The sequence below is a fragment of the Pantoea graminicola genome (assembly GCF_048452665.1).
GTDB lineage: Bacteria > Pseudomonadota > Gammaproteobacteria > Enterobacterales > Enterobacteriaceae > Pantoea.
The window spans coordinates 667,862-683,695 of sequence record NZ_JBLWSJ010000002.1 but is presented as its reverse complement, the minus strand read 5'-3'; the positions used below and the strand labels follow the sequence as shown (position 1 = coordinate 683,695).

15 protein-coding genes are annotated in these 15,834 nt (G+C 56.6%); 10 read left to right on the top strand and 5 right to left on the bottom strand.

Translation table 11 applies throughout. From position 1 onward, the window contains the following. Positions 1–169: 169 nt before the first annotated feature. Positions 170–1,831 carry a DNA repair protein RecN gene (gene recN, locus ACNY69_RS07170; protein WP_293772992.1) on the bottom strand — a complete coding sequence of 554 codons (1,662 nt, stop codon included), beginning with the start codon at positions 1,829–1,831 and terminating at the stop codon, positions 170–172. 84 nt (positions 1,832–1,915) lie between these two features. After that, positions 1,916–2,794 (bottom strand): NAD(+) kinase, encoded by an 879-nt coding sequence (nadK, locus tag ACNY69_RS07165; protein WP_313655405.1) that lies wholly within the window; start codon positions 2,792–2,794, stop codon positions 1,916–1,918. 122 nt (positions 2,795–2,916) lie between these two features. On the opposite strand from nadK, the gene grpE reads away from it, so the two are divergent. Continuing rightward, on the top strand, positions 2,917–3,498 hold the full coding sequence (gene grpE / locus ACNY69_RS07160; RefSeq protein WP_288476905.1) for a nucleotide exchange factor GrpE: 582 nt from the start codon (positions 2,917–2,919) through the stop codon (positions 3,496–3,498). A 57-nt stretch (positions 3,499–3,555) separates the two neighbouring features. Here the strand turns inward: grpE and ung are convergent, their stop codons facing one another. Then, a complete protein-coding gene (ung, locus tag ACNY69_RS07155) occupies positions 3,556–4,236 on the bottom strand; it encodes a uracil-DNA glycosylase (protein WP_418797714.1) in 681 nt (226 codons plus the stop codon). 243 nt (positions 4,237–4,479) lie between these two features. On the opposite strand from ung, the gene grcA reads away from it, so the two are divergent. Next, the gene (gene grcA, locus ACNY69_RS07150; protein WP_111140608.1) at positions 4,480–4,863 is read left to right on the top strand and encodes an autonomous glycyl radical cofactor GrcA; all 384 of its coding nucleotides are present in this window, start codon (positions 4,480–4,482) and stop codon (positions 4,861–4,863) included. A 216-nt stretch (positions 4,864–5,079) separates the two neighbouring features. Here the strand turns inward: grcA and srmB are convergent, their stop codons facing one another. Further along, entirely contained in the window at positions 5,080–6,408 is a 1,329-nt protein-coding gene (gene srmB / locus ACNY69_RS07145; protein WP_111140607.1) for an ATP-dependent RNA helicase SrmB, read from the bottom strand. Between the two features lie 164 nt (positions 6,409–6,572). Here srmB and trmN point away from each other — a divergent pair, with 164 nt between their 5' ends. Then, on the top strand, positions 6,573–7,322 hold the full coding sequence (trmN, locus tag ACNY69_RS07140; RefSeq protein WP_111142292.1) for a tRNA(1)(Val) (adenine(37)-N(6))-methyltransferase TrmN: 750 nt from the start codon (positions 6,573–6,575) through the stop codon (positions 7,320–7,322). On the opposite strand, the gene nadB is transcribed toward trmN, so the two are convergent. Beyond that, positions 7,307–8,926, bottom strand: a complete 1,620-nt coding sequence (gene nadB / locus ACNY69_RS07135; RefSeq protein WP_418797792.1) for an L-aspartate oxidase — start codon at positions 8,924–8,926, stop codon at positions 7,307–7,309. The two genes, trmN and nadB, sit on opposite strands and share 16 nt — an antisense overlap. 412 nt (positions 8,927–9,338) lie before the next feature. On the opposite strand from nadB, the gene rpoE reads away from it, so the two are divergent. The 7 genes from rpoE to rnc all read left to right on the top strand — a co-directional run bounded on the left by rpoE (position 9,339) and on the right by rnc (position 15,828). Further along, on the top strand, positions 9,339–9,914 hold the full coding sequence (gene rpoE, locus ACNY69_RS07130; RefSeq protein WP_111139166.1) for an RNA polymerase sigma factor RpoE: 576 nt from the start codon (positions 9,339–9,341) through the stop codon (positions 9,912–9,914). 30 nt (positions 9,915–9,944) lie between these two features. After that, complete coding sequence (gene rseA, locus ACNY69_RS07125) at positions 9,945–10,598, top strand: anti-sigma-E factor RseA (protein ID WP_111139114.1); 654 nt, start codon at positions 9,945–9,947, stop codon at positions 10,596–10,598. Next, complete coding sequence (rseB, locus tag ACNY69_RS07120) at positions 10,598–11,554, top strand: sigma-E factor regulatory protein RseB (protein ID WP_111139115.1); 957 nt, start codon at positions 10,598–10,600, stop codon at positions 11,552–11,554. The genes rseA and rseB overlap by 1 nt, the downstream gene beginning before the upstream one ends. Beyond that, the gene (gene rseC, locus ACNY69_RS07115; protein ID WP_111139116.1) at positions 11,551–12,015 is read left to right on the top strand and encodes a SoxR-reducing system protein RseC; all 465 of its coding nucleotides are present in this window, start codon (positions 11,551–11,553) and stop codon (positions 12,013–12,015) included. The genes rseB and rseC overlap by 4 nt, the downstream gene beginning before the upstream one ends. 218 nt (positions 12,016–12,233) lie before the next feature. Beyond that, positions 12,234–14,033 (top strand): translation elongation factor 4, encoded by a 1,800-nt coding sequence (gene lepA, locus ACNY69_RS07110; RefSeq protein ID WP_111139117.1) that lies wholly within the window; start codon positions 12,234–12,236, stop codon positions 14,031–14,033. A gap of 9 nt (positions 14,034–14,042) precedes the next feature. Next, the gene (gene lepB, locus ACNY69_RS07105) at positions 14,043–15,017 is read left to right on the top strand and encodes a signal peptidase I (RefSeq protein WP_367395702.1); all 975 of its coding nucleotides are present in this window, start codon (positions 14,043–14,045) and stop codon (positions 15,015–15,017) included. Between the two features lie 130 nt (positions 15,018–15,147). After that, the gene (gene rnc, locus ACNY69_RS07100) at positions 15,148–15,828 is read left to right on the top strand and encodes a ribonuclease III (RefSeq protein WP_418797710.1); all 681 of its coding nucleotides are present in this window, start codon (positions 15,148–15,150) and stop codon (positions 15,826–15,828) included. The last annotated feature ends 6 nt before the right edge of the window (positions 15,829–15,834 follow it).

Here is a 15,834-nt window from a genome sequence, read left to right as displayed (position 1 = left end):
CGGGGCCAAACGCCTTTAACAGGCGGTTTCTTGCCATCAAAATCTGAACTCTGCCTGCGGCAGGCTTTATTACTCTGGCGACATAAGTGCCGATGATAATAAACCTTTTCGCTGTTGGAAACCTCTACAGAGCAAGCATATGACCACGGTGGGTTAAAAAAGTGCGCTGCTATGCGGCTAAAAGTTCTTTTGCGTTCGCCAGGGTATTGCGGGTGACCTCGCTGCCGCCCAGCAGTCGCGCCAGTTCCTGCAGACGCGCCCGCTTGTCCAGCGGCTGCATGTGGGTTTCGGTCATCGCGCCATCGGTCTCTTTACTCACGTAGAAGTGCTGATGACCACAACCCGCGACCTGCGGCAGGTGCGTCACACACATGACCTGCGTGGACTCGCCCAGCTGACGCAGCAGTTTACCGACCACCGCAGCGGTCGGGCCGCTGATCCCGACATCGACTTCATCGAAAATCATCGCCGGGGTTTCCATTTTCTTCGCGGTGATCACCTGAATCGCCAGCGCGATACGGGACAGCTCACCACCGGAGGCGACTTTGCCCAGCGGCTGCAGAGGCTGGCCCGGGTTGGTTGTCACCTGGAAATCGACGCGGGTGGCACCGTCTGCGGTAAGCTGGTCCGGATTAAAGGCCAGCGCGATGCGGAACTGGCCATGCGGCATAGAGAGCAGATGCATACTCTGGGTAATCAGCTGCTGCAGTTCATCGGCGTAGTGACCGCGCTGCTGATGCAGCTGCTCCGCGCTTTTCAGGGCGGCCTGATAGTGCTCGCCAACCAGCGACTGCAGGCTCTCCTGGTCGCTCTCATGCTGTGACAGCAGCTCGGCTTCTGCCAGCAGCTGCTGATGCAGTTCAGGCAGACCTTCCGGCGTGACGTGATGCTTACGCGCCAGGGCAATCTGACGCGAGATACGCTGTTCCAGTTCATACAGGCGGTTCGGATCCAGATCCAGGCTGTCGCAGTAGTGGCGCAGCTCGTCGCTGGCTTCGCTCAGCTGAATCGCCGCCTCTTCCAGCAGGTTGTGCACGCCGTTCAGCTTCTCATCCAGCGAGGTGAGTTCAGCGATCATCTCACGCGCGCTGTAGAGCAGACTGTGAAGGTTGTTGTCATCGCTGTCAGCTAACAGTTGCAGCGCCTGCTGACTGGTGGAGAGCAGCTGGCCGCTGTTGGCCAGACGCTTGTACTCTTCGTCGATCTGCTCATATTCGCCCTGCTGCGGCGCAAAGTCATTCAGCTCTTTCAGCTGATACTGCAGCAGCTCGCGACGTGCTTCGCGCTCCTGCGCCTGCTGCTGATGCAGCGCCAGGGTGCGACAGCTCTGGTGCCAGGTCTGATAGCTGGCGCGCATCTGCTGCAGCAGATCGTCGTGACCGGCATAGGCATCCAGCAGATGTTTCTGGTGATCGGGCTTAAGCAGAAGCTGATGGGCATGCTGACCGTGGATCTGAATCAGTAACTGGCCGAGATCGCGCAGCTGAGAAAGCGGCACGGCCGTGCCGTTGATAAAGCCGCGGGAGCGACCGTCTGCACTGATGACGCGGCGCAGCAGACACTCGTTGCCGTCATCCAGATGGTTTTCTGTCAGCCAGCGCTGGGCAGAAGGGGAGGATTTAAGCTGGAAGCGGGCGCAGAGATCGGCCCGGCTGGCACCCTGACGCACCATGTCGGCATCGGCACGACCACCCAGACATAACCCCAGCGCATCGATCGCAATGGACTTACCGGCACCGGTCTCACCCGTGATTGCTGTCATACCGCGTTGGAAATCAATGTCGAGCTCACGAACGATAGCAAAGTTACTGATGGTCAGTTGGGCCAGCATAGGTTCACCTGTACGAATAAACATATATGGTTTTTCATACAGTATAAACTGGTTTTTTATCCAGTAAAGAGGGGAGGCCGGATTTCAGAACAATTTTTTTGACCAGCCCAGTTTAGAGCTCAGCGTATTGAAATAACTGTAATTTTTTGGGTGAATCAGGTTGAGATGATGGGCGCTGCGCCGGATAAGCACATCCTCACCTTCCTGGATCGGCAGTGCGATCTGGCTGTCGCAGCTGATTTCCAGGTCGCTGCGGCGCGAAGAAAAGCGCAGGCGAATGGTGCTGCTGCTATTGATCACCAGCGGTCTTGCCGAGAGCGTATGCGGGAACATCGGCACCAGCACGATAGCTTCCAGAGAAGGTGTCAGGATAGGCCCGCCCGCAGAGAGAGAGTAGGCTGTCGAGCCGGTCGGCGTGGAGATAATCAGTCCGTCGGAGCGCTGAGAGAAGGCGAACACTTCATCGATATAGACTTCGAATTCGATCATGTGCGCGACTTTACCGGGATGCAGCACCACCTCATTGATGGCGGAGCCGATGCGCGGCGAGCAGTCCGACTTACAGACCTGCGCTTCCAGCAGAAAGCGGCTCTCGACGAAATAGTTGCCCTGCAGCACCTCATCCAGCTGCTGCTGCGCATTGTCCGGGTCCAGGTCAGTCAGAAAGCCCAGGTTCCCGCGGTTAATGCCGATCACTTTGATGTCATAACGCGCCAGCACGCGCGCCGCGCCCAGCATGTTGCCGTCACCGCCGACCACGACCGCTAAATCCGCCTGCTGACCAATCTCCGCCAGCGTGCCCGTTTCTACGTCGTGAAGCGACAGCTCCTGCGCAATCTGCTTCTCAACGATCACTTGATAACCTTTGGCCGTCAGCCAGCGCCAGAGCATCTCATGCGTGGTTAACGCGGTGGGATGGCGCGGATGACCCACAATACCAATGCAGTTAAAGTGTTTGTTCATCTGGTCGGTGTTCCTTATAAGCCAAAACGGCAAGGCAATGTGATAGGTTCCCTTGAATCCGTCATACCAATCCCCATAATAAGCCAACCAGCGAAATGAATGTGCAAAACGCGGAGAAATTCATGAGTAGTAAAGAACAGAACACCCCAAACGAGCAAGTCTCAGACGAAATTCAGCAGGATCAGCAGCAACCTCAGGACGCGGAGACAGCAACAGAGGTGGATCCGCGTGATGAGCGTATTGCTCAGCTCGAAGCTGAATTAGCGCAGTCGCAGACCGGTGTACGCGATGCTCAGCTGCGTGCGCAGGCTGAAATCGAGAACATTCGTCGTCGTACTGAGATGGACGTTGAGAAGGCGCACAAGTTCGCGCTGGAAAAGTTTGCCAACGAACTGCTGCCGGTTATCGACAGCCTGGAACGTGCGCTGGAAGTCGCGAACAAAGAAGACCCACAGCTGGCGTCGATGATTGAAGGGATCGAACTGACCCTGAAAGGCCTGCTGGGTGCCGTGCGTAAGTTCGGTGTCGAAGTGGTCGGAGAGACAGGCGTGCCGTTCAACCCGGAAGTGCATCAGGCGATGTCGATGATGGAGTCTGAAGAGTTTGAGCCGAACCATGTCATGCTGGTGATGCAGCGTGGCTATACGCTGAATGGTCGCCTGCTGCGTCCGGCGATGGTGGCGGTGGCCAAAGCCAAAGGCTGATTCATCCCGGAATCCCTGACACGGCCGCGCACTGACGCGGCCGTGTGCGTTCTGGCGTTAAGCCGGTAACACCGGCGTCCAGTCCACCGGCTTTTTACCGGCCGTAGTCAGCAGTTCATTGGTGGTGGAAAAGTGTCTGCTGCCGAAAAAGCCGCGATGCGCGGAGAGCGGCGACGGATGCGGCGCGTGCAACACATGATGGCGCTGGCGATCGATGATGCTGCCTTTCTTCTGCGCGTGGGATCCCCACAGCAGGAAAATCACCCCTTCGCAGTGCTGATTGATCGCCGCGATCACGTTGTCCGTAAACGTCTCCCAGCCGAATTTCGCATGAGAATGCGCTTTCCCCGCCTCAACCGTTAACACCGTGTTCAGCAGCAGCACACCCTGTTTAGCCCAGCTTTCGAGAAAACCGTGATCAGGCTTCTCAAAGCCGGGGATATCCTGCACCAGCTCTTTATAGATATTCTGCAGCGATGGCGGCACCTGAACGCCAGGCAGCACCGAGAAGGCCAGGCCGTGCGCCTGATGCGGGCCGTGATACGGATCCTGCCCCAGGATCACCACGTTAACGTCTCCCAGTTCCGTCAGGCGAAAGGCGTTGAACACATCTTTCTGGGGCGGATAGACGGTCACGCCCGCCGCACGTCGATCGGCGACCTGTTTCAGCGTCTCGACAAAATAGGGTTTCTCTTTCTCTTCGGCCAGCACGTCGTGCCAGGTCAGCTTCTCAGCCATATTTCACTCCCTTCGCGTTAATGTCAGTAATCTTAGCGGTTCCGGACACAGAGCAGAAGGTAAAATAATTTGAAAAAATACAAATTAAGTTGAAGGTGAGGGCGTTGTGAGATCAAGGGGTTAGCGTGAAAGGCGCTTTTATGGCTGATTAATATTGATACAGGTCAAAGCTGCCATAAATTTAGGGTGGTATACCGGGGCCTCAAAATTGATTTATTCACGTATTACCCGGGAGACGCAATTATGATCACTGGAATCCAGATCACTCAATGCAGCAATGCAGAATTACTGAACTCATTCTGGCTGCTGGACGAAGAGAAAGGCGAAGCACGCTGCCTCTGTGCCAAAGCGGGCTATGAAGAAGATCAGGTCGTCGCCATCCGTGAACTGGGCGAATTTACTTACCGTGAAGTGCCGGTTGAAATCAAGCCTCAGGTGCGTGTGGAAGGCGGACAGCATCTGAATGTCAACGTTCTGCGCCGCGAAACGCTGGAAGATGCCGTTAAGCATCCGGAAAACTATCCGCAGTTGACCATCCGTGTGTCAGGCTACGCGGTGCGTTTTAACTCCCTGACGCCAGAGCAGCAGCGCGACGTTATTACCCGTACTTTTACTGAAAGCCTTTAAGCGCCTGAGTTTACGGGTGCTGAAAAAGAGCGCAAAGCGCACACAGCAACTATTAGCAGACAAATTAAGGGGATAGGGCATCTGACTCTGGATGCCCGGCCAACACTCTTTTAAAGCGCGTATGCTGACCGTAAAAACGGGATGAAAGGGCTGTTACTCTCTGTTAAATAAAAAAAATCGCCTCCTGTGAGGCGATTTTTTTATTGCGGCGACGATTTATTCCGCATTCTCGTTCGCTGGTGCACTGCCGCTTGCCTTGCGGCGTTTGCCGACATTTTTCGCGTCGCGATGACGTTTCTTCACGCGCGGTTTTTCCGTTTCGCTTGCTTTCTTCTCGGCACGCTTCGCCAGCACCTTTTTCGACGGTTTTCCGGTAGTTTTAGGACTCGGTGCGCGCGTGACCGGGCGCAGCTCATCAATCACACGCGCTTTGATCGGCTCGTTCACGTAACGGGTGATCTTGCCCAGCAGAACGAAGTCATGCGCCTCAACCAGCGAAATGGCAATGCCTTTACGGCCCGCGCGACCGGTACGGCCAATGCGGTGCAGATAGGTATCGGCGGTGCGTGGCATGTCATAGTTGAAGACGTGGCTGACCTCCTCAACATCGATACCGCGTGCGGCAACATCGGTCGCCACCAGCACGTTTACGCGACCTTCGCTCAGGCGTTTAATCGCTTCGTTACGTTTGGCCTGCACCATTTCGCCTTCGAGATAGCTGGTGCGAATCCCCGCTTCGTGCAGCCAGCTCACCAGCTCATGCAGACGTTCACGCTTGCGCACGAAGACGATGCTGCGCGTGACATCCGGCTGTTTCAGCAGGTGGATCAGTAATTTAGTCTTGTGATCCAGATCGTCCGCGCGATAGTACCACTGCTGGATCTTTTTACGTTCGCGGCGGCTTGGATCGGCCTCCAGCTCCACCGGATCGTTCAGCAGACGCTCCGCGAAGTCGCGGATGTTGTCGCCTTCCAGCGTGGCGGAAAAGAGCAGCGTCTGTTTGCGCCAGCGGGTTTCTGCCGCGATGGTTTCGATATCCTGGGCAAAGCCCATATCAAGCATACGGTCCGCTTCATCCAGCACCAGCGTCTCGACGGCGCGGCAGTCGAAGTTCTCTTCTTTGATGTACTGCAGCAGGCGGCCGGTGGTGGCGACCACGATGTCCTGGTTTTCGCTGAACACTTCAGCGTGGTTCATATAGGCCACACCGCCCGTGATGGTGGCGATATCCAGATGGGTATGTTTCGCCAGCTCACGCGCATGGTCGGCGACCTGCATCGCCAGTTCGCGGGTCGGGGTCACGATCAGGATACGTGGCGGGCCGGATTTCTTGCGCGGAAAATCAAGCAGGTGCTGCAGCGCCGGTAACAGATACGCGGCCGTTTTCCCGGTCCCGGTAGGTGCCGAACCCAGAACGTCGCGGCCCTCCAGTGCGGGCGGAATTGCAGCAGCCTGGATCACTGTTGGGCGCGTAAAGCCTTTTTCCTGCAACGCTTGTAGCAGGCTTTCGTCAAGTTCGAGTTCGGAAAATGTGGTTACTGTCATGGTCTACCTCAGTTTGGGGCGCTGATTATAGACAGATCAGACTGAATCTTCATCTGTTAATCCGTTCCGGCTGTGTCCGGCGTTGTCTGTTACGTGAAATCACGCTGTTGTCACGTTACACTCATGCGCTGCCGGACGGCAGGAAAAATCGATGGTAGTGACGAATGATGCAGGATAAGCCGCGTAAACGGCCACAGTTAAACAATAACGGATTTACCTTTAAACAATTTTTTGTCGCACACGACCGCTGTGCGATGAAGGTGGGCACCGATGCCATTCTGCTGGGGGCCTGGGCGCCGGTTGCCGGGGTCAGGCGCATTCTTGATATCGGCAGCGGCAGCGGACTGATCGCGCTGATGCTGGCGCAGCGCACACCCTCAAATGTCGCCATCGATGCGGTGGAGCTGGATGCCGACGCCGCGCAGCAGGCGCAGGAGAATGTCCAGCAGTCACCCTGGCCGGCGCGTATCGCAGTTCATCAGCAGGATATCGCCAGCTGGGCGGAAGCGTGCGATAAACGGTATTCGCTGATTGTCAGCAATCCTCCCTATTTTGCGCCGGGCGTAGCCTGCGCCAGCGCGGCCCGCGACAGCGCCCGCGCCACGGCCTCGCTGGACCATCAGACGCTGTTGCGCAGTGCGGCGTTACTCATCGAAGAGGAGGGGATGTTCTGCGTGGTGCTGCCCGTGGACATTGGTCAGACATTTATCACGCTGGCGCAGGCCGATGGCTGGCATCTGCGCTTCCGGCTGGACGTGGCGGAGTATGCTCATCGTCCGCCACACCGCGTCGTGCTGGGGCTCTCGCCGCAGGCCGGAGAAACGCTGCTGGAGCGCCTCGCTATCCGCGCGCCCGACACCCGCTATTCGGATGAGTGGTGCGGCCTGACGCAGGCGTTCTACCTTTTTATGTAGCCAGAAGGGGCCAGCACGGTCGGCAGCGCCTCCGGCAGCAGTGCCGGATAGTCGCGGATAAAGTGCAGGCCGCGACTCTCTTTCCGCGCCAGCGCACAGCGCACCATCAGTTCCGCCACCTGCACCAGGTTCCGCAGCTCCAGCAGATTATTGGAGAGGCGGAAATGACGATAATATTCATCTATCTCATGCTGAAGCAGATTAATGCGGCGTAACGCCCGCTCAAGCCGCCGGGTCGTGCGGACAATACCGACGTAATCCCACATGAACAGCCGCAGCTCGTGCCAGTTGTGCTGGATCACCACGCGCTCATCCGCATCATCCACCTGGCTCTCATCCCAGGCGGGCAGCTCTGTGACGGCCTCAATGGCGGGCAGGGTACGCATCAGCTCTTCGGCGGCAGACCAGCCGTAGACCAGACACTCCAGCAGCGAATTGGACGCCATGCGGTTTGCGCCGTGCAGGCCGGTGTAGCTCACTTCACCGATGGCAAACAGGCCGCTGACGTCGGTCTGTCCATGCTGGTCGACGACCACGCCGCCACAGGTGTAGTGCGCGGCGGGCACAATCGGGATCGGCTCTTTGGTGAGATCAAAGCCAAAGGTCAGCAGCTTCTCGTAGATCATCGGGAAGTGGGCGCGCACAAAGGCTTCGGGCTGGTGGCTGATATCCAGATACATACAGTCGACGCCGAGCCGCTTCATCTCATGGTCGATGGCCCGGGCGACGATATCGCGCGGGGCCAGCTCTGCGCGTTCATCGAAGTCGGGCATAAAACGGCTGCCGTCGGGACGCAGCAGCCAGGCCCCTTCGCCGCGCAGGGCTTCGGTTAACAGGAAATTCTGCGCCTGCGGATGAAACAGGCAGGTTGGATGAAACTGATTAAACTCCAGATTGGCGACCCGGCAGCCCGCACGCCACGCCATCGCGATGCCGTCACCGGAGGCGATATCGGGGTTGGTGGTGTATTGATAGACTTTGGCCGCGCCGCCGGTGGCGACCACCACGGCTCGCGCCTGACAGGTTTCAACCTGCTCGCGATTCCGGTTCCAGATCCAGGCCCCTATCACCCGGCGGGGGCCAGGCAGTCCGCTTTTATCTGAAAGGATCAGATCGACCGCGTTGGTGCGCTCCAGAATCCGGATGTTGGGATGGCTTAGCGCCTGGCTTACCAGAGTGGTTTCCACCGCGTGGCCGGTGGCGTCCGCGCTGTGCAGAATACGGCGATGACTATGGCCGCCTTCACGCGTCAGGTGATAGCGCATATCGCCAGCGGCCTGGGGATCGAGGTCAAAGGCTACGCCATTGTCGATCAGCCACTGCACGCAGTGACGCGCATTGCTGGCCACAAAGGAGACCGCCTCGCGGTCGCACAAGCCTGCGCCAGCAATAAGCGTATCTTCGATGTGTGACTCGATGCTGTCTGTCTCATCAAATACCGCAGCAATGCCGCCCTGTGCATAGAGCGTCGAGCCTTCATTAACCTGCGCTTTACTGAGAACGGTCACCTGATACTGCTTTGCCAGCCGTAACGCCAGCGACAATCCGGCAGCACCGCTGCCGACAATTAAAACATCACACTGATAATCCGGGGTTGTTTTCATCATAATGTTTAATTTACTAAACAGGACCTGACCTGAGCATAAGCCCGAACGGGTCTGCTGTGAAGTATTTTAAACAGCGCAGGGTGTGTTTTGGCGAACGGCTTTCTGAATCCGAATCTGATCAATGAGTTAAAATGGTGCGCTTCTTCGTCATGTTTTTTATAGCAAACGCATAAAACCTGACGGATTTAATGATGAAAAAGCTGTTGTCATAGGTTACTCTGCCAGCGATTTGTGCTCCTTACACTGAACGAAAACGAACAACCCGTGTAACGGCCATCGGAGCAGTAAATATCAGGGCGAAAAGTGAACTTCGCACCACATCACAACTCTAAGCGCATGCTTGCTCAGAATGATGAGATGTGCTGGCAGTTACTTTATGCATTTAGAATTTGGGGAGACATTACCTCGGATGAGCGAGCAGTTAACGGATCAGGTCCTTGTCGAGCGGGTACAGAAGGGAGATCAAAAAGCGTTTAACTTACTGGTGATTCGTTACCAGCACAAAGTGGCGAGTTTGGTTTCACGCTATGTTCCTTCGGGCGACGTGCCAGACGTAGTACAGGAATCCTTTATTAAAGCGTATCGCGCACTGGACTCTTTCCGGGGCGATAGCGCGTTTTATACCTGGCTGTACCGCATTGCGGTTAACACAGCGAAAAATTACCTGGTTGCTCAGGGGCGTCGTCCGCCATCCAGCGATGTGGATGCGATTGACGCGGAAAATTTCGAAAGTGCGAGTGCATTAAAAGAAATTTCGAACCCTGAGAACTTAATGTTGTCTGACGAATTGAAACAAATTGTCTTTCGTACCATCGAGGCGCTACCCGAGGACTTGCGTATGGCAATCACCCTCAGGGAACTGGACGGTCTGAGTTATGAAGAGATCGCCGTCATTATGGATTGCCCGGTAGGCACTGTTCGATCACGTATCTTTCGTGCGCGAGAGGCCATTGATAACAAAGTTCAACCGCTTATCCAACGTTAGTGATAACGGCTACTGGAAGGGTACATAGGCATGCAGAAAGAAAAACTTTCCGCTTTAATGGATGGTGAAACCTTAGACAACGAGCTGTTTTCCGCCCTGTCGAAGGACGCAGAATTACAGAAAAGCTGGGCGAGCTATCATCTGATTCGCGACACAATGCGCGGTGATGTTGGCGAGCATCTGCATTTTGATATCTCTGCGCGCGTTGCGGCGGCCATTGAAAAAGAGCCGCTGCGTACGGTGACTACGCTGATCCCTGAAGCTCAGCCAGAACCTTCCCGCTGGGAAAAAATGCCGTTCTGGAAAAAAGCGCGTCCGTGGGCTGCGCAACTGACCCAGGTGGGCGTCGCGGCCTGTGTTTCTCTGGCGGTCATTGTGGGTGTTCAGCACTACAACCAGCCGCAGGGCAGTGCCACGCAGACATCCGACTCGCCGGTCTTCAACACGCTGCCAATGATGGGCAAAGCCTCTCCGGTCAGCCTGGGCGTACCTTCTGATGCGTTTGATACCAACAGCGCCAATCAGCAGGTGCAGGACCAGCGTCGTCGTGTAAACGCTATGCTGCAGGACTATGAACTTCAGCGTCGCCTGCACGCGGATCAGCTGCAGTTTGAAACCAGTGCGCCAAAACAGGCACAGGTTGATGTTCCCGGAAACCAATCATTAGGACAGCAGCAGCAGTAATGAAGCCGCTTTGGTATGCTGTTAGCCTGCTGGCAGGCAGTCTGTTCTGGTCATCTGCGGCCCCGGCGCAAACCTCTGCGTCCGGGGCGCTATTGCAGCAGATGGAGCAGGCAAGCCAGAACCTCAACTACGAATTCGCCTATATCAACGTCTCCCGCATCGGCATTGAATCGCTGCGTTATCGTCACGCGGTGATCGATAACCGGATTTTTGCGCAGCTGCTGCAGATGGATGGACCGCGCCGGGAAGTGATCCAGCGTGGCAACGATATCAGCTATTTCGAACCCGGACTCGATCCCTTTTCCCTTCCCGGCACGCACATCATCGATGCACTGCCTTCGGTGATTTTTGCGGATTTCGCCAGGCTCTCCTCCGCCTACGATTTCATCACGGTTGGCCGCTCGCGCATCGCCGATCAGATGTGCGATGTGCTGCGCATCGTGTCGCGTGACGGCACCCGCTACAGTTATGTGGTCTGGCTGGACGTGGACACCAGGCTGCCGCTGCGCATCGACCTGCTCGACCGCGATGGTGAAACGCTGGAGCAGTTCCGTGTTATCAGCTTTGCGGTGGATGAGGGCGTGCGCAACCTGATGCAGGGGCTGGAAAAGGCGAATCTGCCGCCATCGCTCTCCGTGCCGAAAGGGGACGCGGTGACGCTCAGCTGGCAGCCTGGCTGGTTACCCGCCGGGATGTCGCTGGTGTCGCAGAACCGTCGTACGCTGCCGGGCCTGAATAAAAATATGGAGTCGAAGCTCTACAGCGATGGGCTGTTTAGCTTTGCCATTAACGTGACGCCGGCCGATAAAACCAGTAACACGCAGACATTGCGCACTGGACGTCGTACGGTCCAGACCGTTGTGCGCAATAATAGCGAGATTGCGGTGATCGGCGAACTGCCGCCCTCTACCGCGAAACGTATTGCGGACAGTATTGACCTGGGGTCACAAAAATGATGAGAGAATGGGCCACCGTGGTGGCATGGCAGGATGGTATCGCCACGCTGCACACGGAAGCAAAAACCTCCTGCAACAGCTGCCAGGCCCGTAAAGGCTGCGGCAGCCATATGCTCAACAAGCTCGGCCCGAAGAATGCGCATGTGATGCAGATCGCCAGCAGCAAGCCGCTGCAGCCGGGCCAGCGCATTGAGCTGGGCATCAAAGAGAGCAGCCTGCTCGGATCGGCACTGCTGGTCTACATGACGCCGCTCTTTGGCCTGTTTCTGGTGGCGGGGCTGTTTCAGTCGCTCTTCGGCAGCGACCTGGCGGCCGCCTGTGGCGCGCTGCTGGGCGGCATCGGTGGATTCATCGTCGCCAAAGGCGTGTCGATGAAATTTGGCGATCGCGAAGCCTTTCAGCCCGTCATTCTCAGCGTTGCCTTACCGCCCGATGCGCTGCGTGTTGAAAGCGAAGCGTAACCTGTGTCCAGGCCGCGTACTCCGCGGCCTTTGTCTGTTCTGCCCTGCGCAGATATCTGTTTCGCTTCCACCACGTTCCATTCTTTTATGCGCGGCGTTAACAGTGTAATATGCGTCGTCATTAATGAGGCTGACAGGATTGTGGGTAAAGAGCGATCTTCCTGAATGTGTCTGTGCTCAGATTTTCAACTGAATTTTAAGCGAAGATATCCCAATAAATGAAGCACATAAGAAATTTCTCCATCATCGCTCACATCGACCATGGTAAATCTACGCTCTCTGACCGCCTTATTCAGATCTGTGGTGGCCTCACTGACCGTGAGATGGCTGCGCAGGTTCTCGATTCCATGGATCTGGAGCGCGAGCGTGGCATTACCATCAAAGCCCAGAGCGTGACACTCGATTACCACGCGAAAGACGGCGAAACTTACCAGCTCAATTTCATCGATACCCCGGGCCACGTTGACTTCTCCTACGAAGTCTCCCGCTCACTGGCAGCCTGTGAAGGCGCACTGCTGGTGGTGGACGCCGGTCAGGGTGTTGAAGCGCAGACACTGGCGAACTGCTACACCGCGATGGAGATGGATCTGGAAGTGGTGCCGGTTCTGAACAAGATTGACCTGCCCGCCGCCGATCCCGAGCGCGCCGCGCAGGAAATTGAAGATATCGTCGGTATCGACGCTGCCGATGCGGTGCGCTGTTCCGCCAAGACCGGCGTTGGCGTACCGGACGTGCTGGAACGTCTGGTGCGCGATATCCCGCCGCCGGAAGGCGACCCGGATGGCCCGCTGCAGGCGCTGATCATCGACTCCTGGTTCGATAACTACCTGGGTGTTGTCTCGCTGGTGCGTGTGAAAAACGGCACCATGCGCAAAGGCGACAAGATCAAAGTCCTGAGTACCGGTCAGACCTACAATGCTGACCGTCTGGGGATCTTCACGCCGAAACAGGTCGACCGCACCGAACTGAACTGCGGCGAAGTGGGCTGGCTGGTCTGCGCCATCAAAGACATTCTCGGCGCACCTGTGGGCGATACGCTGACCACCGCGCGTAATCCGGCGGACAAAGCGCTGCCAGGCTTTAAAAAAGTGAAGCCGCAGGTTTATGCCGGTCTGTTCCCGATCAGCTCTGATGACTATGAAGCCTTCCGCGACGCGCTCGGCAAACTGAGCCTGAACGACGCCTCCCTGTTCTATGAGCCGGAAAGCTCAACGGCGCTGGGCTTTGGTTTCCGCTGCGGCTTCCTGGGTCTGCTGCACATGGAGATCATTCAGGAGCGTCTGGAGCGCGAATATGACCTCGATCTGATCACTACCGCCCCGACGGTAGTCTATGAAGTGGTGACCACCAGTGGTGAAGTGGTGTATGTCGACAGCCCGTCCAAGCTGCCGCCGCTGAACAACATCGAAGAGCTGCGTGAGCCGATTGCCGAATGTCACATGCTGCTGCCGCAGGAGTACCTGGGCAACGTCATTACGCTCTGTATTGAGAAGCGTGGCGTGCAGACCAACATGGTTTATCACGGCAAGCAGGTTGCGCTGACCTATGAAATTCCGATGGCAGAAGTGGTGCTCGACTTCTTCGACCGTCTGAAGTCAACCTCGCGCGGTTACGCCTCGCTGGATTACAACTTCAAACGCTTCCAGCCTTCGGACATGGTGCGCGTTGACGTTCTGATTAACAGTGAACGTGTGGATGCGCTGGCGCTGATTACGCACCGCGACAACGCCCCTTATCGCGGACGCGACCTGGTGGAGAAGATGAAAGATCTGATCCCGCGTCAGCAGTTCGACATCGCGATTCAGGCTGCCATCGGCAACCACATCATCGCCCGTTCGACGGTAAAACAGCTGCGTAAAAACGTGCTGGCCAAATGTTATGGCGGCGACGTCAGCCGTAAGAAGAAACTGTTGCAGAAACAGAAAGATGGTAAGAAACGCATGAAGCAGGTAGGTAACGTTGAGCTGCCACAGGAAGCGTTCCTCGCCATTCTGCATGTCGGTAAGGACAGCAAATAAGGATTTCTGATGGCTAATATGTTCGCCCTGATTCTGGCGATAGCGACGCTGATTACTGGCATCGTCTGGGTTATTGATCGGTTCAAATGGGCGCCTGAGCGTCGTGCGAAACAGGCGGCGGCCCAGGCCCAGACCGGTAATGCGCTCGACAGCAAAACGCTGGCGAAGGTCTCTTCTCAGCCAGGCTGGGTGGAAACCACCGCCTCCGTGTTCCCGGTGCTGGCCGTGGTCTTCATCGTGCGTTCGTTTATTTACGAGCCGTTCCAGATCCCGTCGGGCTCGATGATGCCGACTCTGCTGATTGGCGATTTTATTCTGGTGGAGAAGTTTGCCTACGGCATCAAGGATCCGATTACCCAGACCACGCTGATCCCGACCGGTGAGCCAAAACGGGGTGATATCGCGGTATTCAAATACCCGAAAGATCCGAGCCTGGACTACATCAAGCGCGTGATTGGCCTGCCGGGCGACAAAGTCATCTATGATCCTTACAGCAAAACGCTGACGGTGAAACCGGCCTGCACCGATGAAAAAGCCTGCGTGTCGGCGTTAGCGGTGACCTACACTGACGTGGAACCGAGCAATTTTATTCAGACCTTCAGCGGCTTTGATGGCAACGAAACCGGCAACGGCTTCTATCAGGTGCCGCAGGGCGATACGCTGCGCGGCGGACTGCGCCTGGGAACCCGCAAAGAGACCATCGGCAACGTTACGCATGACATCCTGCTGGTTAACGAAGCGCAGAGTCAGGCGGGCATGTATTTTCAGCAGCCGGGTCAGCCGCAGGCGACCTGGGTAGTGCCGAAAGGGCAATACTTCATGATGGGCGACAACCGTGATAACAGCGCCGACAGCCGCTACTGGGGCTTTGTCCCTGAGCGTAATCTGGTGGGTAAAGCGGTCGCTATCTGGATGAGCTTTGAGAAACAAGAAGGGCAGTGGCCAACCGGCGTGCGATTCAGTCGCATCGGCGGTATTCACTAAATTATTGTCTGATTAACAGGCAAATCGGGTGGCCTCCTCAGGGAGGCCACTGCACACCAAACGGAACGTGTTGGATTGCCAGCCCCGTTTGGTATGCAGAGTCACAGACGCAACAAAGAACTGGAATCGCATGAACCCCATCCTGATTAACAAGCTTCAGCGCAAACTGGGCTACACTTTTACTCATTCGGAACTGTTACAGCAGGCCCTGACTCACCGCAGCGCCAGCAGTAAGCACAATGAACGCCTGGAATTTCTTGGCGACTCTATTCTTAGCTATGTGATTGCAAATGCCCTCTATCACCGCTTCCCGCGGGTTGACGAAGGTGACATGAGCCGCATGCGCGCCACGCTGGTACGCGGTAATACGCTGGCGGAGATGGCGCGCGAATTTGACCTCGGCGAGTGCCTGCGTTTAGGGCCGGGTGAGCTGAAAAGCGGCGGTTTCCGTCGCGAATCAATCCTCGCTGATACGGTGGAAGCGCTGATTGGCGGTATCTTCCTCGACAGCAGCATTGAACGGGTTGAGCAGCTGATCCTGGACTGGTATCAGACCCGCCTCGACGAAATCAGTCCGGGCGACAAGCAAAAAGATCCGAAAACGCGACTGCAGGAGTATCTGCAGGGGCGTCATCTGCCGCTGCCCAGTTATCTGGTGGTGCAGGTCCGTGGCGAAGCCCACGATCAGGAATTTACCATTCACTGTCAGGTGAGTGGCATGGCCGACCCGGTTGTCGGTGTCGGCTCCAGCCGCCGTAAAGCTGAGCAGGCAGCAGCGGAACAGGCGCTGATAAAATTAGGTCTCGAATAGTTCTGC

Excerpts from the sequence above, each read along its gene's own strand:
- grpE (WP_288476905.1), top strand. The coding sequence starts at position 2,917 with ATGAGTAGTAAAGAACAGAACACCCCAAACGAGCAAGTCTCAGACGAA.
- rnc (WP_418797710.1), top strand. The coding sequence starts at position 15,148 with ATGAACCCCATCCTGATTAACAAGCTTCAGCGCAAACTGGGCTACACT.
- lepA (WP_111139117.1), top strand. The coding sequence starts at position 12,234 with ATGAAGCACATAAGAAATTTCTCCATCATCGCTCACATCGACCATGGT.
- rseB (WP_111139115.1), top strand. The coding sequence starts at position 10,598 with ATGAAGCCGCTTTGGTATGCTGTTAGCCTGCTGGCAGGCAGTCTGTTC.
- trmN (WP_111142292.1), top strand. The coding sequence starts at position 6,573 with ATGATGCAGGATAAGCCGCGTAAACGGCCACAGTTAAACAATAACGGA.
- rseA (WP_111139114.1), top strand. The coding sequence starts at position 9,945 with ATGCAGAAAGAAAAACTTTCCGCTTTAATGGATGGTGAAACCTTAGAC.
- grcA (WP_111140608.1), top strand. The coding sequence starts at position 4,480 with ATGATCACTGGAATCCAGATCACTCAATGCAGCAATGCAGAATTACTG.
- lepB (WP_367395702.1), top strand. The coding sequence starts at position 14,043 with ATGGCTAATATGTTCGCCCTGATTCTGGCGATAGCGACGCTGATTACT.
- ung (WP_418797714.1), bottom strand. The coding sequence starts at position 4,236 with ATGGCTGAGAAGCTGACCTGGCACGACGTGCTGGCCGAAGAGAAAGAG.
- nadK (WP_313655405.1), bottom strand. The coding sequence starts at position 2,794 with ATGAACAAACACTTTAACTGCATTGGTATTGTGGGTCATCCGCGCCAT.
- srmB (WP_111140607.1), bottom strand. The coding sequence starts at position 6,408 with ATGACAGTAACCACATTTTCCGAACTCGAACTTGACGAAAGCCTGCTA.
- recN (WP_293772992.1), bottom strand. The coding sequence starts at position 1,831 with ATGCTGGCCCAACTGACCATCAGTAACTTTGCTATCGTTCGTGAGCTC.
- rseC (WP_111139116.1), top strand. The coding sequence starts at position 11,551 with ATGATGAGAGAATGGGCCACCGTGGTGGCATGGCAGGATGGTATCGCC.
- rpoE (WP_111139166.1), top strand. The coding sequence starts at position 9,339 with ATGAGCGAGCAGTTAACGGATCAGGTCCTTGTCGAGCGGGTACAGAAG.
- nadB (WP_418797792.1), bottom strand. The coding sequence starts at position 8,926 with ATGAAAACAACCCCGGATTATCAGTGTGATGTTTTAATTGTCGGCAGC.